The organism is Lysobacter sp. H23M47 (genome assembly GCF_015209765.1).
Lineage (GTDB): Bacteria > Pseudomonadota > Gammaproteobacteria > Xanthomonadales > Xanthomonadaceae > Novilysobacter > Novilysobacter avium.
In genome coordinates this window covers 2,275,274-2,293,116 of the sequence record NZ_CP063658.1, presented here as the reverse complement: position 1 = coordinate 2,293,116, position 17,843 = coordinate 2,275,274, and the positions used below count along the sequence as shown (strand labels likewise).

13 protein-coding genes and 1 pseudogene are annotated in these 17,843 nt (G+C 68.6%); 10 read left to right on the top strand and 4 right to left on the bottom strand.

The features are described 5' to 3' along the window. Positions 1 to 2 precede the first annotated feature (2 nt). Complete coding sequence (locus INQ43_RS10410) at positions 3 to 509, bottom strand: hypothetical protein (protein ID WP_194036394.1); 507 nt, start codon at positions 507 to 509, stop codon at positions 3 to 5. A gap of 66 nt (positions 510 to 575) precedes the next feature. Here INQ43_RS10410 and INQ43_RS10405 point away from each other — a divergent pair, with 66 nt between their 5' ends. Then, on the top strand, positions 576 to 2,786 hold the full coding sequence (locus INQ43_RS10405; RefSeq protein WP_194036393.1) for a bifunctional (p)ppGpp synthetase/guanosine-3',5'-bis(diphosphate) 3'-pyrophosphohydrolase: 2,211 nt from the start codon (positions 576 to 578) through the stop codon (positions 2,784 to 2,786). Then, positions 2,770 to 4,260, top strand: a complete 1,491-nt coding sequence (locus INQ43_RS10400) for a hypothetical protein (RefSeq protein ID WP_194036392.1) — start codon at positions 2,770 to 2,772, stop codon at positions 4,258 to 4,260. The genes INQ43_RS10405 and INQ43_RS10400 overlap by 17 nt, the downstream gene beginning before the upstream one ends. A 12-nt stretch (positions 4,261 to 4,272) precedes the next feature. On the opposite strand, the gene INQ43_RS10395 is transcribed toward INQ43_RS10400, so the two are convergent. Continuing rightward, positions 4,273 to 6,375 carry a glycosyltransferase gene (locus INQ43_RS10395; RefSeq protein ID WP_194036391.1) on the bottom strand — a complete coding sequence of 701 codons (2,103 nt, stop codon included), beginning with the start codon at positions 6,373 to 6,375 and terminating at the stop codon, positions 4,273 to 4,275. A gap of 155 nt (positions 6,376 to 6,530) precedes the next feature. On the opposite strand from INQ43_RS10395, the gene mrcB reads away from it, so the two are divergent. The 4 genes from mrcB to tsaB are packed head-to-tail and all read left to right on the top strand — an operon-like array spanning position 6,531 to position 12,352. Next, complete coding sequence (gene mrcB, locus INQ43_RS10390) at positions 6,531 to 8,951, top strand: penicillin-binding protein 1B (RefSeq protein ID WP_194036390.1); 2,421 nt, start codon at positions 6,531 to 6,533, stop codon at positions 8,949 to 8,951. Beyond that, complete coding sequence (locus INQ43_RS10385) at positions 8,948 to 9,466, top strand: hypothetical protein (RefSeq protein ID WP_194036389.1); 519 nt, start codon at positions 8,948 to 8,950, stop codon at positions 9,464 to 9,466. The genes mrcB and INQ43_RS10385 overlap by 4 nt, the downstream gene beginning before the upstream one ends. Position 9,467: 1 nt before the next feature. Next, complete coding sequence (locus tag INQ43_RS10380; RefSeq protein ID WP_194036388.1) at positions 9,468 to 11,597, top strand: ATP-dependent DNA helicase; 2,130 nt, start codon at positions 9,468 to 9,470, stop codon at positions 11,595 to 11,597. After that, positions 11,594 to 12,352, top strand: coding sequence for a tRNA (adenosine(37)-N6)-threonylcarbamoyltransferase complex dimerization subunit type 1 TsaB (tsaB, locus tag INQ43_RS10375; protein ID WP_194034186.1), 759 nt, complete (start codon positions 11,594 to 11,596; stop codon positions 12,350 to 12,352). Before INQ43_RS10380 ends, tsaB begins: the two co-directional genes overlap by 4 nt. A 9-nt stretch (positions 12,353 to 12,361) precedes the next feature. Here tsaB and INQ43_RS10370 read toward each other — a convergent pair whose 3' ends face one another. Together INQ43_RS10370 and gshB are read right to left on the bottom strand one after the other, a co-directional pair. Next, the gene (locus INQ43_RS10370) at positions 12,362 to 13,237 is read right to left on the bottom strand and encodes an energy transducer TonB (RefSeq protein WP_194034185.1); all 876 of its coding nucleotides are present in this window, start codon (positions 13,235 to 13,237) and stop codon (positions 12,362 to 12,364) included. Continuing rightward, positions 13,234 to 14,187, bottom strand: coding sequence for a glutathione synthase (gene gshB / locus INQ43_RS10365; RefSeq protein ID WP_194036387.1), 954 nt, complete (start codon positions 14,185 to 14,187; stop codon positions 13,234 to 13,236). Before gshB ends, INQ43_RS10370 begins: the two co-directional genes overlap by 4 nt. A 194-nt stretch (positions 14,188 to 14,381) precedes the next feature. On the opposite strand from gshB, the gene pilG reads away from it, so the two are divergent. The 4 genes and pseudogenes from pilG (at position 14,382) to INQ43_RS10345 (ending at position 17,807) form a co-directional block, all read left to right on the top strand. Beyond that, positions 14,382 to 14,780 carry a twitching motility response regulator PilG gene (pilG, locus tag INQ43_RS10360; RefSeq protein WP_194034183.1) on the top strand — a complete coding sequence of 133 codons (399 nt, stop codon included), beginning with the start codon at positions 14,382 to 14,384 and terminating at the stop codon, positions 14,778 to 14,780. Positions 14,781 to 14,798: 18 nt separating this feature from the next. Then, positions 14,799 to 15,164, top strand: coding sequence for a response regulator (locus INQ43_RS10355; RefSeq protein WP_194034182.1), 366 nt, complete (start codon positions 14,799 to 14,801; stop codon positions 15,162 to 15,164). Between the two features lie 20 nt (positions 15,165 to 15,184). Beyond that, a pseudogene (locus INQ43_RS10350) lies at positions 15,185 to 15,718 on the top strand (chemotaxis protein CheW); the annotation flags it as partial. A 67-nt stretch (positions 15,719 to 15,785) separates the two neighbouring features. After that, positions 15,786 to 17,807: a methyl-accepting chemotaxis protein gene (locus INQ43_RS10345; RefSeq protein ID WP_194036386.1), complete on the top strand. Its 2,022-nt coding sequence runs from the start codon at positions 15,786 to 15,788 to the stop codon at positions 17,805 to 17,807. Positions 17,808 to 17,843 lie beyond the last annotated feature (36 nt).

The window sequence follows — 17,843 nt, the reverse complement described above, 5'->3', positions numbered from 1 at the left end:
GCTTACTGGGTGCGCTCGACCTTGGCCCGGCTGCCGTATCCCTCAACCTGCATATACCAGGCGGTGCCGACCAGGCTCGGGGTGATCCGGATCTGCGGGTTGTCGAGCTTCACGCCGTACAGGGTCGAATCGTCGGTCTGGCGCCAGACCTGGCCGTTGTCGAGGGCGAAGCTGCGTCCCTTGCCGAATCCGTTGAATGCGCCCTGCAACCGTGCCTCCACCGGCTCGCGCGCGGCGCTGCCGCCAAATCCGAGGTTCCAGCGGTTGACCTTCTCCTCGGCGGCTTTAGCGGCCTTGGTCACCTCGATATCCATGGTCCGGTTCAGCCAATCGTTGAGGTTGGCCAGTTGCGCGGCGTCCAGCCGGTCCAGGCCAGCCGCGCGGAACTGCTCGGGAGTCATCTGCTGCTCAATGCGTGCCGGTTCCTGCGCCATGGCGGCAGAGGCCATAAGCATCGCGGTGGCAAAAACGAGTGGAACCAGGCGTGGGGCGCGAAGGATGGCGTACATGGGCTGTTCCTGCAGACGGTTGGTCGATAGTGTAGTCAGTCCTCCAGGTCGATACGAAGCACTGCAATGAAGCCGCCCGCGCGCTCCTCCCCGGCCACCGCCGGTCCGACGGCAGCCATCGGGCCGCGCGCCGGCCCGGTCGATGCGTTGCGCGCGCTGCTCGACGAGCCTCCGGCGGAGGCCATTGCCGCGCCGTTGCTGCAACGCCTGCGGGACGCAGCGGATACATCGCCGAACGTCGCCGATGAGCCGCGCGACCCGGCGGACGTCGTCCGCGGGATGTTGCGCGCGTTGCAGCGTCTGGACGCCGACAGCGACAGCCTGGCCGCCGCGATTCTGCACACCTACCCGCAGTTGCTGGCCGCGCTGGGGCCGAAGTTCGAGGCGGAACACCCGTCCATCGCGACGCTGCTGGACGGCCAGCGCGCCTCCGCCCAGGTGTGGGTCCTGCACGCCGAGCAGCAGGGTCGCAGCGGCAGCGAGGGCCTGCGCCGGCTGTTGCTGGCGATCGTCCGCGACATGCGGGTGGTGCCGATCCTGCTGGCACGCCAGCTGGCGCGGATGCAGCAGGCCGCCAGCCTGCCGGAGGAGCGACGCCTCGCGCTGGCGACCCTGGCCCGCGACATCCACGCACCACTGGCCAACCGGCTGGGCATCTGGCAGCTGAAGTGGGAGCTGGAGGACCTCGCCTTCCGCTACCTGCATCCCGATACCTACCGCCAGATCGCCCGCCTGCTGGACGAGAAGCGCGGCGACCGCGAGCGCTACATCGAGCAGGTCCAGCAGACCCTGCGCGAGGCGCTGGACGCGCAGGGTCTTGCGGCCGACATCGCCGGCCGGCCCAAGCACATCTACAGCATCTGGAAGAAGATGCAGCGCAAACAGGCGCCGATCAGCGAACTCTACGACCTGCGCGCGGTGCGCATCCTGGTGGACGACGTCGCCGCCTGCTACGCCGCGCTGGGGGTCGTGCACGCCACATGGACTCCGATCCCCAGCGAGTTCGACGACTACATCGCCCGGCCCAAGCGCAACGATTACCGTTCCCTGCATACGGCCGTGATCGGGCCGGAAGGCAAGACCCTGGAAGTGCAGATCCGCACCGTGGAGATGCATCGCCAGGCGGAACTCGGCGTCGCCGCGCATTGGCGCTACAAGGAAGGCTCCGGCGGAGATGCGGCGTTTGACCGCAAGATCGCCTGGATGCGCAAGCTGCTGGAGCAGGCCGATGAAGGCGGCGCCGACGATGCGGCGCTGGCGCGCGAGCTGGATACCGAACTGGTTGAGGACCGCGTCTACGTGCTGACGCCCAAGGGCGAGGTGATCGACCTGCCGGCCGGCTCCACCCCGCTGGATTTCGCCTACCGGGTGCATACCGAGGTCGGTCATCGCTGCCGTGGCGCCAAGGTGGACGGGCGGATCGTGCCGCTGGACCACCGCCTGCACAGCGGGGACCGGGTCGAGATCATGACCGCCAAGACGGGCGAGCCGCGGCGCGACTGGCTCATCGAATCCAACGGTTTCCTCGCCAGCAGCCGCTCACGGGAGAAGGTCCGCAACTGGTTCCACCGCCTGGACCGGGAGCGCAACGAAACCGCCGGCAGGGAGTTGCTGGACAAGGAACTGCGCCGGATGGGCCTGCTGGGTACGGACCTCGCGCCGGCGCGCGAGCGTTTCAGCCTGGCCAGCGACGGCGAGCTGTACGTTCTGGTGGGACTGGGAGACGTCGGGCCGCATCAGGTGGGCCGCTTGCTGCAGGACCATCAGCGTGCGCAGAGCGCTCCTGCGGTGACCGGAACTGCGCCCGCGACGCAGCGCCCGCGGCGACGCTCGGCCAGCAAGGCGCGCGACTTCACGGTGCAGGGCCTGGGCAACCTGCTGGTGCAACCCGCACGCTGCTGCCAGCCCCTGCCGGGGGAGCCGATCGCCGGTTACCTGACCCGGGGGCGCGGGGTGACGGTCCACCGGCAAGGCTGCGCGACACTGCAACGCCTGGCCGACAAGGATCCCGACCGGGTGCTCACGGTGGAGTGGGGTGCCAGCGGCGGCTACGAGGTCGACATCGAAGTGCTGGCGGTGGACCGCAAGTGGCTGCTGAAGGAGGTGACCAACGTCATCGCCCAGGCCAACGTCAACATGGGCGGCATCCGCAGCGATTCGCAGCACAACCGGATGCGCATCCGCATGCGCGTCAAGGTCGAGGATTTCGACCAGCTGACGCAGCTGCTGGGCAAGCTGGGCGCCGTGCCGGGAGTGGAGCATGCGCGCCGCTGCTGACCCGCGCGACCGTGGCGCGCGGCGCTGGGGCTCGCTGGCGCTGAGCGCTCTCCTCGCCGCGGCTTTGTTGTGGTGGCACAAGCCGATCTCGGAGGCGATCTGGCCCGATACCCGCATCCAGCAACTGCAATCCGATGCCGCGCGCGCGTTGCAGGCCGGCGAGCTGAGCCGGCCCGACGGCCGCGGCGCACGCGAGCTCTACGAGGCCGCGCTGGCGCTGGATCCGGATCGGGGCGACACCCGCGAGGGATTGCTGCAGGTCGGCGAGGCGGCGCTTGCTCGTGCCGAAGCGCAAATCGAGGCCGGCAGGCTGGATGACGCGCGCGCCTCGCTGCAACTGGCACGCGAACTGGCGATGCCGCGCGCGGCCATCGACGGAATCGCCGCCCGGCTGGAGCTCACCCGCGACAGCGCCGTTGACGTCGAGCGACTGGTGCGTCGCGCCGATGCCGCGCGCGCCGCGGGCCGGCTCGACGGCGACGATGACGCGGCGCTCCCGCTCTACCAGAAGGCGCTGGCCTTGCGACCCAATGACGTGGGTGCCCTGGAAGGACGCGAGGATGCGCTGTCGGACCTGCTGCAGAGGGCCAGCCAGGCGGGCGAGGCCGGCGACCTGCTCGCTGCCGCGACCATGGTGGAGCGCGCAAGCGAGCTGGATCCGGGCCATATCGACCTGCCGCGGGTGGTCTCCCTGTTGGCCGGCCGGGTCGACCAGCGCCTGCAAAAAGCCGACGCGGACCTGCGGCGGGCGCGCCTGGAGCGTGCGCTGGAGGGCTACGACATGGTCGCCGCAATCCAGCCCGGCAACGAGGCGGCCGCGCGCGGTCGGTTGCGGGTCGCCAATGCCCACGCGGCGCTGAGCCAGCGCCACGCCGCCGATTTCCGGATCCGCGAAGCGCAACAGGAGCTCGGTGCCGCCGCGGCCATCGCGCCGGACGCCCCGGCGGTGATCGAGGCCAACGAGCACCTGGCGCAGACCCGTTTGCTGCAGGCGCGACTGGAAAGTGGCCTGCCGCCGGTGCAACGGAAGAAGCGTGTGCGCGAACTGCTCGAGGCCGCCGCGGCTGCCGAGACGCGCGGCGACCTGCTCTCGCCGCCCGGCGACAGCGCCTACGACAAGCTGCGCACCGCCCGCGCCATCGCAGCCGATGACCCGGACGTGATCGCGATGACGCGACGCCTGCGGCCGGCGGCGCACGCGTGCTTCGTGACGGCCCTGCGGCGCAACCAACTGGCCACCGCAGGCGGATGCCTGGATGCCTACGCGGTGCTGGAAGGTGAGGAGAACAGCGTGCAGGCGTCCCGTCGCCAGCTGGCGCTGCGCTGGATCGCGGTGGGCGACGAGCGCGTGGGGGCCGGCGACCTGCAGATGGCACGGCGCGCGCTGGGCATGGCCCGTTCGCTGGATCCCTCCGCCGAGGGACTGGAGGCGTTTTCGCGCCGGCTGGAGCGCGCCTCGCTGCCGCCGCGCTAGCGCGTGGATGCGTCAGCCACGTCCGAGCAGCACGCGACGCACCACCGCGCGTCCGGCATCCAGCGAGAAATGGCGCTGGATATTCTCCCGACCATTGCGTGCCAGCTGCTGCCACAGGTCGGGCTCCCGGTACACACGAAGCACCGCGGCGGCGAACCCCGCGGCGTCATCGGCGACCAGCACGTCAACACCCGGCCGCAGGTGCATGCCCTCGATCGCGCACGCGGTCGCGACCACCGGTTGGCCGTGGGCCATCGGCTGGTTCACCTTGCCCTTGACGCCGGCGCCGTAGCGCAGCGGCGCCACGGTCAGGCGCACCCCGGCCAGCAGCGGCGTCAGGTCGGGAACGTGACCGTGCACGATCACCCCCGGCCGCGTCGACAACGCCTGCACCTCCGGCGGCACATCGCCGCCGATGCAGTGGAACTGCAGCTCCGGCTCCTGCTCGCGCAGCAACGGCCACACCTCGTCGACGAACCAGCACGCCGCATCGACGTTGGGCGGATGGCGGAAACCACCGACGAACATCAGGTCGCGGCGCTGCTCAAACGGCAGGCCCTCGCCGCCCATCCGGTGCAGGTTGGACAGCACCTCCACCGGGCTCCCGGGCAGCTCGTTGGCCAACAGGTCCCGCTCCACCTCGCTGACCACGAAGGTGGCATCGCTGCGGGCGATCACGTCCAGCTCACTGCGCCGCGTGCGCAACGCGGCGCGGGCGCGCGCCGGATCGTTGGCCAGTTCGGCGCCACGCTGCTCGCGCAGGTAGTGCAGATCCACCGTGTCCAAAATCACCCGCGCCTGCGGCGCGTGCCGGCGCAGGAGCGGCAGCACCTCACGCATCACGTAATGACGGCAAACCAGCACGCTGTCGAAGCGTGGGCCGTGCTTGCGCAGCCAGATGGGCAGTGGCTGCGCGAAGGGGGCGTACCAGACTTCAATGCCCAGCTGCTGCATCTCCCGCGTGTAGTCCCCCGCGTGGCCACGGTCGGCGGGGAGGAACACGACATGCGCGCCTTCCTCGCGCAGCATCAGCATCAGGTTGAACAGACGTAGTGAACTCGAGTCGCGATCGGGCTGGGGAGTCAAGGCATCAATGATCAAAAGGGTGCTGTTGCCACGATGGGTCGCAGCACGATCCGCATCAGTGCCCGACGCAGGCTGCAACGCCAACGCCGCCCGCCACTTTTCCGCAAACGTCGCTTGGTTGCGCACCTGGTAGGCCTTCGGGCCATGGCGTACATCGGTACCGCCGCTGACGCCCTCCAGATGGACAACCCGCGACGCCGGCTGGTAGCGGGCTTTCAGGCCCGCATCGCGCACGGCAAACGCCAGGTCGGTGTCTTCGAAGTAGGCGGGCGCGTAGCGCGGGTCGAACCCCCCCAACTTCGCGAACAGTGATCGACGGATGGCGATGGCCGCGCCGGAGCAATAGTCTGCTTCCCGCACAAAGGCATGCCGCGGCGCGTCAGGCGCCTCAAAGCGCCCGTAGTTCCAGCCGCTGCCATCGGCGAAGACGATTCCGCCAGCTTCCTGAAGACGACCATCGGGATAGACCAGTTGCGCGCCGGCAAGGCCCGTATCGGGGAACTGCTCGAAGGTGCCCAGCAGGCTGTCCAGCCAGCCGGGCTGCGGCACGGTGTCGTTGTTGAGAAATACGAGGAACTCGCCCTGGGCCAATGACGCACCGTCATTGCAGGCCGCGATGAATCCCTGGTTGTCCGCACGCCGGTGGTAGCGCAGTCCCTCGATGACCGGCAAAACCGTGCCGCTGTCATCGCTGCTGCCGTCGTCGACAACGATGATCTCTATTTCCATGCTTGGCGGATATGCGGCCAGCGCACGCAGGCACCCCAGGGTGTGCTCGAGCTGGTTGAAGACCGGGACGATGACGCTCGCAAAAGGGCGCGCGCTCGCGGGGACGCGAGCAGGTGCGGCGAGGGATTGCTCGGGCAGATACAACGCGGCCCGCTGCGCCTTCGGAACCGGCTGGAGCTGGGTGATCGCCCGGCTCACCGACGCCCGCAGGCCGCGCGTGCGCAGGCTGGTCAGGCCGCGCTGGAGCAGGCCGCTGCCACGGTTGAACAGGAACCGCAGTTCGGCCCGCGATATCGGCATCTTGCAACTCCGTTGGTGAGGGACATCCGTGCGGCCATCGTCCGGTCGGGCGCTGAACCTGCAACGAATCGGCCGGCGCGGACCCACAGGGCCGTCCGCTCCGGCTGCGTTAGACTCGGGTCTGTGAGGGCGCAGCCCTGTCATTGTCCCATGCCGTGGCCCGAATCGATTACGACGAAGACGATGTTGAACAGGGCGATTCGCCCGGGCCGCGCTGGCCGCGCCTGCTGTCCACGGCGATTCTGGCCACCATCGGGCTGGGCCTGGGCTTCCTGATTCCCTACTCGCTCTACCTCAACCACGAGGTCGGGCAGCGCTTTGATCAGTTGCGCTGGCAATTGCCCACCCGCGTGTACGGCCGTCCACTGGAGCTGGCCCCGGGCGTGGCGATGGATGCCGGCACGCTGGAAGTCGAGCTTCGCGCCGCGGGCTACCACGCCGGCGATGGTGTGCGTCCAGGCACGTACCTCCACGACGACGCGAACTGGAAAATCTCGAGTCGTGGCTTCAATGACGTCGACGGGGCGGTTGCCCCCCGGATGGCGCAGCTCACCCTGGGCCGCGGCCGGGTAGCGAAGCTCGAGGCGACCGGCGGCAAGGGCGCGCCGCCCCGGCTGCGACTCGATCCCGCCCGCATCGCCACCTTGTACGGGCAGAAGCAGGAAGAGCGCCGCCTGGTCCAGCTGGACGAGGTGCCCGAGTTGCTGGTCACGGGCCTGCAGGCCGTGGAGGACCGCGACTTCGCCAGCCATCACGGCATCGACCTGTCGGGCATCGTGCGGGCTGCGTGGATCAACATGCGCTCCGGTGAAGCGCGCCAGGGCGCCAGCACGCTCACCCAGCAACTGGCCCGCAGCGGCCTGCTGGGCATCGGCCGCGAACAGACCTACACCCGCAAGTTCAACGAGATCATCTACGCGCTGCTGATGGAGGCGCGCTACGACAAGCGGCTGATCCTGGAGGCCTACTTCAACCAGGTCTACATGGGTCAGCGCGGGGCCCAGGCCATCCACGGCATGGCCGCGGCATCCGAGTTCTGGTTCGGGCGGGACCTGGCCGACCTCAACACCGAGCAGATCGCATTGCTGATCGGCATCGTGCGCGGCCCGTCCTACTACGACCCGCGACGCAACCCGGAGCGGGCGACGCAGCGGCGCAATTTCGTCCTCGACAGGATGCTTGAGTCCACTCTGATCGATGCCGCCGAACACGCGCGCGCACAAGAGGCACCGCTGGGAATCAGCACCGATCCGGGACGCACCTCGGCCAACCGTTTCCCGGCGTATGTCGACCTGGTCAGGCGCCAACTCGCCCGCGACTATTCCTCCGAAGCCCTCGCCGGCGCCGGGCTGAGCGTGATGACCGCCATGGCGCCCTCGGCGCAGGCGTACGCCGAAGGCGCGGTGATCAAGACGCTGAAAGGGCTGGAGGGGAAGAACAGGCCCGCGTTGCAGGCCGGTGTGGTGGTCACGGACGTCGAGCACGGCGACGTGCTGGCGGTGGTCGGCAGCGGCACCCCCGCGCAGCCGGGCTTCAACCGCGCGGTCGAGGCGCAGCGGCCGGTTGGCTCGCTGCTCAAGCCCTTTGTCTACCTGCTGGCGCTGGCCAGTCCACAGCAATGGTCGCTGGCCAGCTGGGTGGATGACTCACCGGTCACCGTGATCCTTGGCAACGGCAAGCGCTGGACGCCGGGCAACTCGGATGGCCGCAGTCACGGCACTGTTCGTCTGATCGATGCCCTCGCGCGTTCCTACAACCAGGCGACCGTCCGCGTGGGCATGCAGGTCGCGCCGGCACGCATCGCCGAGCTGGTGCACACGCTTGCCGGCATCACCGCAGAGCCGAATCCGGCGTTGATCCTGGGATCGCTCGACCAGAGTCCCTATGCGATGGCCCAGCTTTACCAGTTCCTCGCGTCCGGGGGCGAGATCCAGCCGCTGCACTCGGTGCGCGGCGTGCTCGACACCGAGGGCAAGGCGCTCAACCGTTATGACGATCGTCCCGACGCGGCGCAGGAAGGTGACATGGTATTCGCGCGTCTGGTCACCATCGCACTGCAACGGGCGGTCACCGCCGGCACCGGCCGGCAGCTGGTGGCGGACGGCCTTGGCCACCTGAACGCCGCGGGCAAGACCGGCACCAGTAACGACGGTCGGGACAGCTGGTTTGCGGGATACACCGGCGACCACCTCGCCGTGGTCTGGGTCGGTAACGACCAGAACGAGGCCACCGGGTTGTTCGGCGCTACCGGCGGCATGCGGGTGTGGTCCAACCTGTTCAAGCTGCTGCCCAGCGCGCCGCTCAAGGTGGGCGATGAAGGGATCGACTGGCAGTGGGTCAGCGGAAGCAATGTGAGTGATGCCAGCTGCCCGGGTGCGAGCCGTTTCGCCTTCGCCAACGGTTATGCACCGGCCTACATGCCCTGCCGGCCGGCGGCACCTGAAATGCCAGCCGAAGCCGCACCCTCCGCCGGGGAATCCGGTAGCCGCGGAGGCTGGCGGGAGTGGTTCGGCTTTGGCAGTGGCCGTCGCAACGACTCGCAAGACACCGATACCGAGCCGCAGGATTCGCCATGAGCCGTTCCGGGTCCGGCGCCGCGATGGCGCTCCTGCTGCTGTCGGCCTGCGCCTCGGCGCCGCCTGCGCCAACGCCGGCCGCCGCCACTTTCAATCCGGCGGCGATGATCGCAGCCATCGACCACGCTGGTGTTGCGGACAGCCGCGAGCTGGTGGTGCGGCCGCTCAGCGATGGAAATATCGCCGGACTCAAGGAGGACCTCGGCGACCTGCGTGCACCGGATCGCCTGGCGGAAAACGCGCGACAACTGGACCTTGCGCTGGACACCCATCCCGACGATGCCGAACTGCTGCAGGCCCGCGCCGAGAACGCGATCCTGCAGCGTGACCTGGCCACCGCGGAACGCATGGCGCGCCGCGCCGCCGCCGTCGGCGCCCAGGCTGGCCCGCACTGCCGGCGCCATTGGGAGACCGTGGTCCAGGTCCTGCACGCAAACCCGGCGGACGGCGACGCCCTCGCCGAGGCTGAGGCCAGCCGTGACGCGTGCACCGTTGCCGCACCGCCACGGTACTGAGATGAGCGCCGCCTCCAGCCGCCTCGGTCAGGCCGCACGCGCCGCGCTCAGCGAGGGCGGCGACCTGGCTGGCAACATCCCCGCGTTTGCTCCGCGCGAGGCGCAGCAGGACCTCGCCGCCGCGATTGCGCACGCGTTCGATACCCGCGGCGTCCTGTTGGCGGAGGCCGGCACCGGCACCGGCAAGACCTTCGCCTATCTGGTGCCGGCGATCCTGTCGGGGCAGAAGACCATCGTCTCCACGGGCACGCGCGCCCTGCAGGACCAGCTCTACCACCGCGACCTGCCCCGGGTGCGCGAGGCGCTGGGCATCGGCCTGAAGACGGCCCTGCTGAAAGGGCGCTCGAACTACCTGTGCCACTACCGCCTGGAACAGGCCAAGGGCGAGGGCCGGTTCGCGAACCGGGAGACGGCCGCGCAGTTCCAGCGCATCGTCGCGTGGGCCGGGCGAACCCGGATGGGCGATCTGGCCGAGCTGGAGACCCTGCCCGATGACTCGCCGCTGCTGCCGCAGGTCACCTCGACCGCGGACAACTGCCTGGGCAGCGAGTGCCCGTTTTTCTCCGAGTGCTTTGTCGTCCAGGCGCGTCAGCGCGCCCAGGCGGCGGATCTGGTGGTCGTCAATCACCACTTGCTGCTCGCCGACCTGGCTTTGAAACAGGAAGGTTTCGGCGAGATCCTGCCCGGTGCGCAGGCCTTCGTGGTCGACGAGGCCCACCAGTTGCCCGAGCTGGCCGCGCAGTTTTTCGGCGATGCGCTCAGCGCCCGGCCGCTGGTCGAGCTGGCCCGCGACGCGCTGGCCGAATGCAGGCAGGTTCCTGCTGCGCTGGCGGTGTTGCAGGAGCCGGCGCGCGCGTTGGAACAGGCCGTGCGCGGACTGCGTGCCGCCATGGATGATCTGCCGGTGCGCGGTACCCGCCTGCGTGCCGCCGAAGACCCCGTCGCCGAGGCCGGGCTGGATGCGTTGCTGGAGGCGCTGCGTGCCCTGCACGCTGCGCTGCTGCCCTTGCGCGAAGCTGCCCCGGGCTTGGACAGCTGCACGGCGCGCGCCCGCGAGTTCGAGATGCGCCTGATGCGCTGGCGCGGCGGGGCCGATGCGGCCGCGGACGTCCACGCGGTGCCGGATGCCGACTTCGACCCCTTCGAGGAAACGGTTCCACCGCTTCCCGCCAATGAAGGCGACGACGCCATCGCTCCCGCCGATCCCGATGACCGCGCACCGCTGAACGCCGATGATGCGCCCAGCGTGTTGTGGTATGAGCTGACCGCGCGCGGCTTCCGCCTCAGCCGCACCCCGCTGGACGTGGCCGGCCCCTTGGCGCAGCACCGCGCGCGCTCGCATGCGGCCTGGGTTTTTACCTCCGCGACACTGGCCATCGGCGGACGCTTCGAGCACTACGCGATCAAGCTCGGCCTGCGCGAACCGGCCACGCTGCTTGCCCCCAGCCCCTTCGACTGGGCGCAACAGGCGCTGTGCTACCTGCCGCCCGGCCTGCCCGAGCCGTCGGCCCGGCACTACACCGAATCACTCGTGTCCGCGATCCGGCCCGTGCTGGAAGCCTCCGGTGGCCGGGCGTTCGTGCTGTTCGCCTCGCACCGCGCGTTGCGCGAAGTGGCCGACCTGCTGCGAAACGGGCCATGGCCGTTGTTCGTCCAGGGCGAAGCGCCGCGCTCCACCTTGCTGGAGCGCTTCCGCGCTTCGGGTAATGGCGTGTTGCTGGGTGCGGCCAGCTTCCGCGAGGGCGTGGATGTCGCCGGCGATACGCTCAGCGTGGTGGTCATTGACAAGCTGCCCTTCGGCGCGCCGGACGATCCGGTGTTCGAGGCCCGGCTGGAGGCGATCCGGCGCGCCGGCGGCAATCCGTTCCGCGACGAGCAGCTGCCGCAGGCGGTGATCGCACTCAAGCAGGGCGCCGGGCGCCTGATCCGCAGCGAGACCGATCGCGGCGTGCTCGTGCTGTGTGATCCGCGGCTGGTGGCCAAAAGCTACGGCAAGGTGTTTCTCGATTCCCTGCCGCCCTTGCCACGCACGCGGCAGATTGCGGACGTGCAGTCTTTCTTCCATGACAGTCAGCCAGGCGAAACGGCGTCCGCGCCGGCCGCGGCGCAGGAGACGGGGATGCTGCTGTGAAACTGCTGGCGTTTGAGCTGGCCACTGAGGCGTGCTCGGTCGCGCTGTGGGTCGACGGCGAGGTGCTTGAGCGTTTCGAGATCGCCCCGCGTCGCCATGCCGAGCTCGCGCTGCCGTGGGCGGATGCGGTGCTCGCGGAGGCGGGTATCGCCCGCGCGCAACTGGACGCTATTGCGGTCGGGCGGGGCCCGGGCGCCTTTACCGGCGTGCGGCTGGCGATCGCGATCGGGCAGGGCATCGCCCTGGCGCTGGACCGTCCGATACTGCCCGTATCGACGCTTGCCGCCCTCGCCGTGGGCGCGGTCCGCGCTGACCACCATCCCGACCAACCAAGGGCAGACCAAGTAGAGGAGGGTGTCGCCCATCGCGTGCTGGCGTCGATTGATGCGCGCATGGGCGAGGTTTACGTGGGGGCGTTTCGCGTGCACGACGGCGACGCGGTCCTGATCGGCAGCGAGGCCGTGCTGGCCCCCGATGCGGTTACGCTGCCCGATGGCGACGCCGGCTGGCTGGGTGCCGGTACCGGCTTCGTCGCCGCCGAGGGCGCGCTGCGCACGCGCCTGTCGGCACAGCTGGCGGCGGTCGATGCGGACTCACTCCCGCGCGCCGGCGATGTCGCACGGCTGGCGGCAAGAATGTGGCTGCGCGGTGAGGCGCTCGCGCCCGAGCGGGTCGAGCCGGCGTACCTGCGCAACCAGGTAGCACTGACGATCAGCGAGCAGAAAGCGCTGCGCGCGGAAAAACACCGAGGCTGAGCGCAGGCGTCACCGATCCACCAGCTCGCCGCCGGCAAGGAAGGCCCAGGTCCGCGTGACATGCAGGATGTCCGGGTTGTCGTCGGTCTGCGGCAGCGGCGGATAAGGCTCGGCGAGCCGGGCAATCCGCAACGCCGAGGCATCCAGTAGCGGAATCCCGCTGCTCAGCACGATCTGGGAGTTCTCCACGCTGCCGTCGCGACGGATCGCAATGCTGATCACCACCTGGCCCGCCAGGCGCCGCCGCCGCGCTTCATCGGGGTAGTTGAGGTTGCCAACCCGCTCGACGCGGTCGACCCACTCGCGCAGGTAACCCGCCCACGCATATTCGGTGGTGCTGGCGGACACGAACTTGCGTTTGGGGCGCTTGGCATAGCGTTCCGATCGCAGGTGGATCTCGGCGGCCAGCCTCGCCATCGCCATGTCGCGGTCGATTTTTTCCTGGCCAGGCGGCAGCGTGCGCTCGGCCGGCTCCGGGGTCTCCTGCGCGCTGGCGACCGTGTCCTCGCCGCGGGCGCTGGCGATGATCCGCGCCTGCGGCGGTGGCTGCTGCGTGGGCGACTGCGCGCGAAGCTCCCGCGGCGCCTGGCCGTCGGCGTCCTGCGGCAATGGCCCCGACTGGTTGTCGCGCGGGCGCACCGCGCGCTCGCTTTCCCCGCCGCCCTCGTTGTTGGCCTGGGCGAGAAAGTCGGCCTGCTTGGGGGTCAGCGCACTGGTGGTGCGGGTAAGGATCACGTCGAGAGTGGGCACGACCGGCGCGGCCAGTTCCATGCTGAAACCCACACCCAGCAGAAGCACCGCGTGCAAAAGCAGCGACAGCACCATCGTCGCGCCCAGTCGTTGGCGCTCAACCGTGCCGGTCATCGATGCCGCCACCACGCTCATGCCGTGGCAGCAACCCGCGCTTCGATCGCGTCAAACAGGCCGGAGGAAATGTTCAGGCCGAACTGGGCATCGAGCTCGCGGATGCAGGTCGGACTGGTCACGTTGACCTCGGTGAGGTAGTCGCCGATCACGTCCAGGCCGACGAACAGCATGCCGCGCCGCTTCATTTCCGGCGCCACCTGGGCGGCGATCCAGCGGTCGCGATCGCTCGCCGGACGCCCCTCGCCACGACCGCCCGCAGCGAGGTTACCGCGGAACTCGTCGCCCTGCGGTATGCGCGCCAGGGTGTAATCCACCACCTCGCCGTCGACCAGCAGGATGCGTTTGTCGCCCTCACTGATCTCCGGCAGGTAACGCTGCGCCATCGCCAGGCTGCCTTCGCCGACCAGCGTTTCCAGGATGACATTCGTATTGGCATCGCCGTGGACGACGCGGAAAATCGAACGCCCGCCCATCCCGTCCAGCGGCTTGAGCACCGCCACCTCGTGTTCGGCGACAAAGGCCTTGAGTACCGCCGGATCGCGACTGACCACCGTCGGCGGGCAGCACTGCGGGAACAGCAGCGCAGCGAGCTTCTCGTTGTAGTCGCGCAGCCCCTGTGGGTCGTTGACCACCATCGCGCCGGCAAGCTGGGCGAGGCTGAGGATCTGGGTGTCGTGGATGTAGTCGTTGTCCACCGGCGGGTCGCGCCGCATCAGCACCACGTGGCCGGGGCCGAGATCGAACTGTGATGCGGGTCCCAGATCGAACCATCCGTCCGGATCGTCACGAACGGTCAATGGCGCCATCGTCGCGATCGCGTTTCCGTCGCGCAGTCCGAGTCCTCCAGGCATCACGTACCAGAGCCGGTGCGAGCGCCGTTGCGCCTCCAGCAGCATCGCGAACGTGGAGTCCTTGGCTATCGTGATGGATTCGATCGGATCCATCACGACGACGATATCAAGCGGCATGGCAGGTGGCCTTGGCAGGGGTCGCGTGGATGGTAGCAGGCAGCCATGCGGGCAATCCCGCAGCGGCGCGCATTCAGCATCGAGGCAGCGCGCAAACGCGCTTGACACCTTGCGCCCGGCTTGGAATAAAGGGACCCTAGCTGGCGCGTCGGGGAATTCGCGCAAGCGCTTCGCAATACTGGGGAACAGGGAACATGCAAGACGAGGTCCGCAGCGGCAGCCTCGATGGGCTGCGAGTCATGGTGATCGACGACTCAAAGACCATCCGCCGCACCGCTGAAACATTGCTCAAGCGCGAAGGCTGCGAAGTAGTGACCGCCACCGATGGTTTCGAGGCACTGGCCAAGATCGCCGACCAGAAGCCGCAGATCATCTTTGTCGACATCATGATGCCGCGGCTGGATGGCTATCAGACCTGTGCATTGATCAAGAACAACCAGGTTTTCAAGAACACACCCGTGATCATGCTGTCCTCCAAGGACGGCCTGTTCGACAAGGCCCGTGGCCGCATCGTCGGCTCCGAGCAGTACCTGACCAAACCATTCACGCGCGGGGAACTCCTCGACGCCATACGAACACACGTCAACGCCTGACCGGGGGGTAGGGCATTTATGGCACGCATTCTGCTGATCGAGGATTCGCCGACGGATACGGCGGTCCTCACCCAATTGCTGGAGCGCAACGGACACGAAGTACTGGTGTCGGGGAATGCGGAGGACGGCATCGAGATGTGCCGCCGCGAGCAGCCCGACCTGGTGCTGATGGACGTGATCCTGCCCGGCATGAACGGCTTCCAGGCGACCCGCGCACTGTCGCGTGACGAGAAGACCAGCACCATTCCCGTGCTGATCGTCAGCACCAAGGGCATGGAGACCGACAAGGCCTGGGGCCTTCGCCAGGGCGCGCGCGATTACATCGTCAAGCCGCCGCGCGAAGACGAACTGGTCGCGCGCATCAACGAGTTGCTCGGCCCGTGAGTCGAGCCGGCATCGAGCGGATCGACCCGTTCGCGATCCTCCACGACTACGAGCGTCGCAGCCTGGACCACGTGGCCGGCCTGCCCGAGCAGCTGGACGCGCCGGGGATGTGGCGGGGCGTGGGCTATCGCGTGGGTTCGCGCCGGCTGGCGTCGAGCTTTGACGAAGTGCTCGAAATCCTGCCCTTGCCGCAGGCCACGCCCGTGCCCGGCGCCCAGCCCTGGTTGCTGGGCCTGGCCAATGTGCGCGGAAACCTGTTGCCGGTGGTTGACCTCAAGCACTTCCTGGAGGGCGAGCGGACGGTTCTCCACGAAGGCCAGCGCATGTTGCTGGTCCGCCAGCCCGGTGGCGACGTGGCCGTCCTGATCGACGAACTGTTCGGTCAGCGCAGTTTCAACGAGTCACAGCTCGACGCCGAGGCCGTCCTCGCGACCGGTCTTGGCGAGGGCCGCTATTCCTACTTCATCGACCGGGCCTACCGTCTGGGCGAGCACACCTGGGGCGTTTTCAGCCTGGACCGGCTGGCACGTACCCCCGAGTTCCGACACGCAGCGCTCGATACCCCACGGGTCGAGCAGCCCGCTACCGAAAACCACGCCAGCACCGAAATTGAGGTCGATCATGAGCACTGAGATGAATTCCGTCGCCGGCAAGGGCCGTACCGTTGGCACCAACACCTGGCTCGTGGTGCTGGGCATTTCAGTACTGGTCCTTGCGCTCAACGTGGGTTATGCCACCTACAAGGCCAGCCTGCTCAGTGGCGCCGGCGCGTCCGCCAGCAGTCTGCAGGTGGCGTCGCAACGCCTGGCGGTGCAGGGACGCGAGGCAGTCGGCGGTGATGAGGCGGCCTACGCCGCATTCAAGACCACCAGGAACGAAGTGGTTTCCGACATCAGTGAGTTGAACGCCACCTTCGGCGACACTCCGGGAGTGTCCTCGCCGATCGCGACGGTAACCAATACATGGGCGCCGCTGGACAAGAGCGCGGAGCAGTTGATCGCCAGCGAGAAGGCGGTGCTGGGCCTGGCGACCAATGCCAACAGCTTCGAGCAGCAAGTGCCCGACCTGCAGGCGCGCCTGGATGAACTCGTCCGGGCGATGTCCGCCAGCGGCTCGCCGTCCTCGCAGGTCTACTACGCGCTGCGCCAGGTGGTGTTGTCGGGAACCATGGCCCGTCGCGTGACCGAGATCCGCGCCGGCGGGCGCAACGCCGAAGCGGCCGGTGAAGGCCTCGCGCGTGACGCAGCCGTGTTCGGCAACGTGCTGGCCGGCCTGCGCAACGGCGACGAGGCGACCGGCATCACTCCGCTGGGCAATGCGGGCGCGGTGGCCGCGCTCGGCCAGGCCGAAGCGCTGTGGCAGACGATGAAAACCGACCTCGACGCCATCCTGGCGACCTCGCAGGACCTGTTTGCGGCGCAGTCGGCGGCGGATGCGATCACCAACGGCTCCGACAAGCTGCTTGCCGACAGCGAGTCGCTGTTCAACGCATTCAACGCCCTCGGCACCCTCAAGGATCCCAGCCTTTTGGGCAACCTCTGGGTGTCCATCATTGCCGGCGCATTCGCCCTGGCCGCCATCGTTGGCCTTCTGTTCTCCCTGAGCAAGGCGCAGCGCGACCGCTACACCACCACCAAGGAACTCAACGACCGCAACCAGGAGGCGATCATGCGCCTGCTGGATGAAATGGGTTCGCTGGCGGAAGGCGACCTGACGGTGAAGGCCACGGTGACCGAGGACATGACCGGCGCGATCGCCGACTCCATCAACTTCGCCATCGAGCAGCTGCGCACCCTGGTGCAGACGATCACCGACACCTCGGTGCAGGTCGCCTCCAGCGCGCAGGAAACGCAGGCCACCGCCATGCACCTGGCCGAGGCCGCCGAGCACCAGGCGCAGGAGATCACCTCCGCGTCCAGCCGCATCAGCGAGATCGCGACCAGTATCGACCAGGTCTCGCGCAACTCCGCCGAGTCCGCGGACGTGGCGCAACGCTCGGTGCAGATCGCGACCGCCGGTGCGGGCGTGGTCCGCCAGACCATCCAGGGCATGGACTCCATCCGCGACCAGATCCAGGAAACCTCCAAGCGCATCAAGCGCCTGGGTGAGAGTTCGCAGGAAATCGGCTCGATCGTTGAACTGATCAACGACATCTCCGAGCAGACCAACATCCTGGCGCTGAATGCGGCGATCCAGGCGGCCTCCGCCGGTGAGGCCGGTCGCGGGTTCGCGGTGGTGGCCGACGAAGTGCAGCGACTGGCGGAGCGCTCCTCCAACGCGACCAAGCGGATCGAGTCGCTGGTCCAGGCCATTCAGGCCGATACCAACGAGGCGGTCAGCTCGATGGAGCAGACCACCACCGAGGTGGTCGCCGGTGCACGCCTGGCCGAGGACGCCGGCACCGCCCTGGGCGAGATCGAGAAGGTCTCGTCCGACCTGTCCGGGCTCATCCAGGGCATCTCGCTGGCCTCCCAGCAGCAGTCCGGCGCGGCGGCCAACATCACCGAGACCATGAACACGATCCAGCAGATCACCTCGCAGACCACGCAGGGTGCCAACCAGACCGCGCAGTCGATTGGCAACCTTGCGCAGATGGCCTCCGACCTGCGTCGTTCGGTCGCCGACTTCACGCTTCCTGCCTGAGCCCCGCATTGGATCGAAGGATGAACAGCATGACCC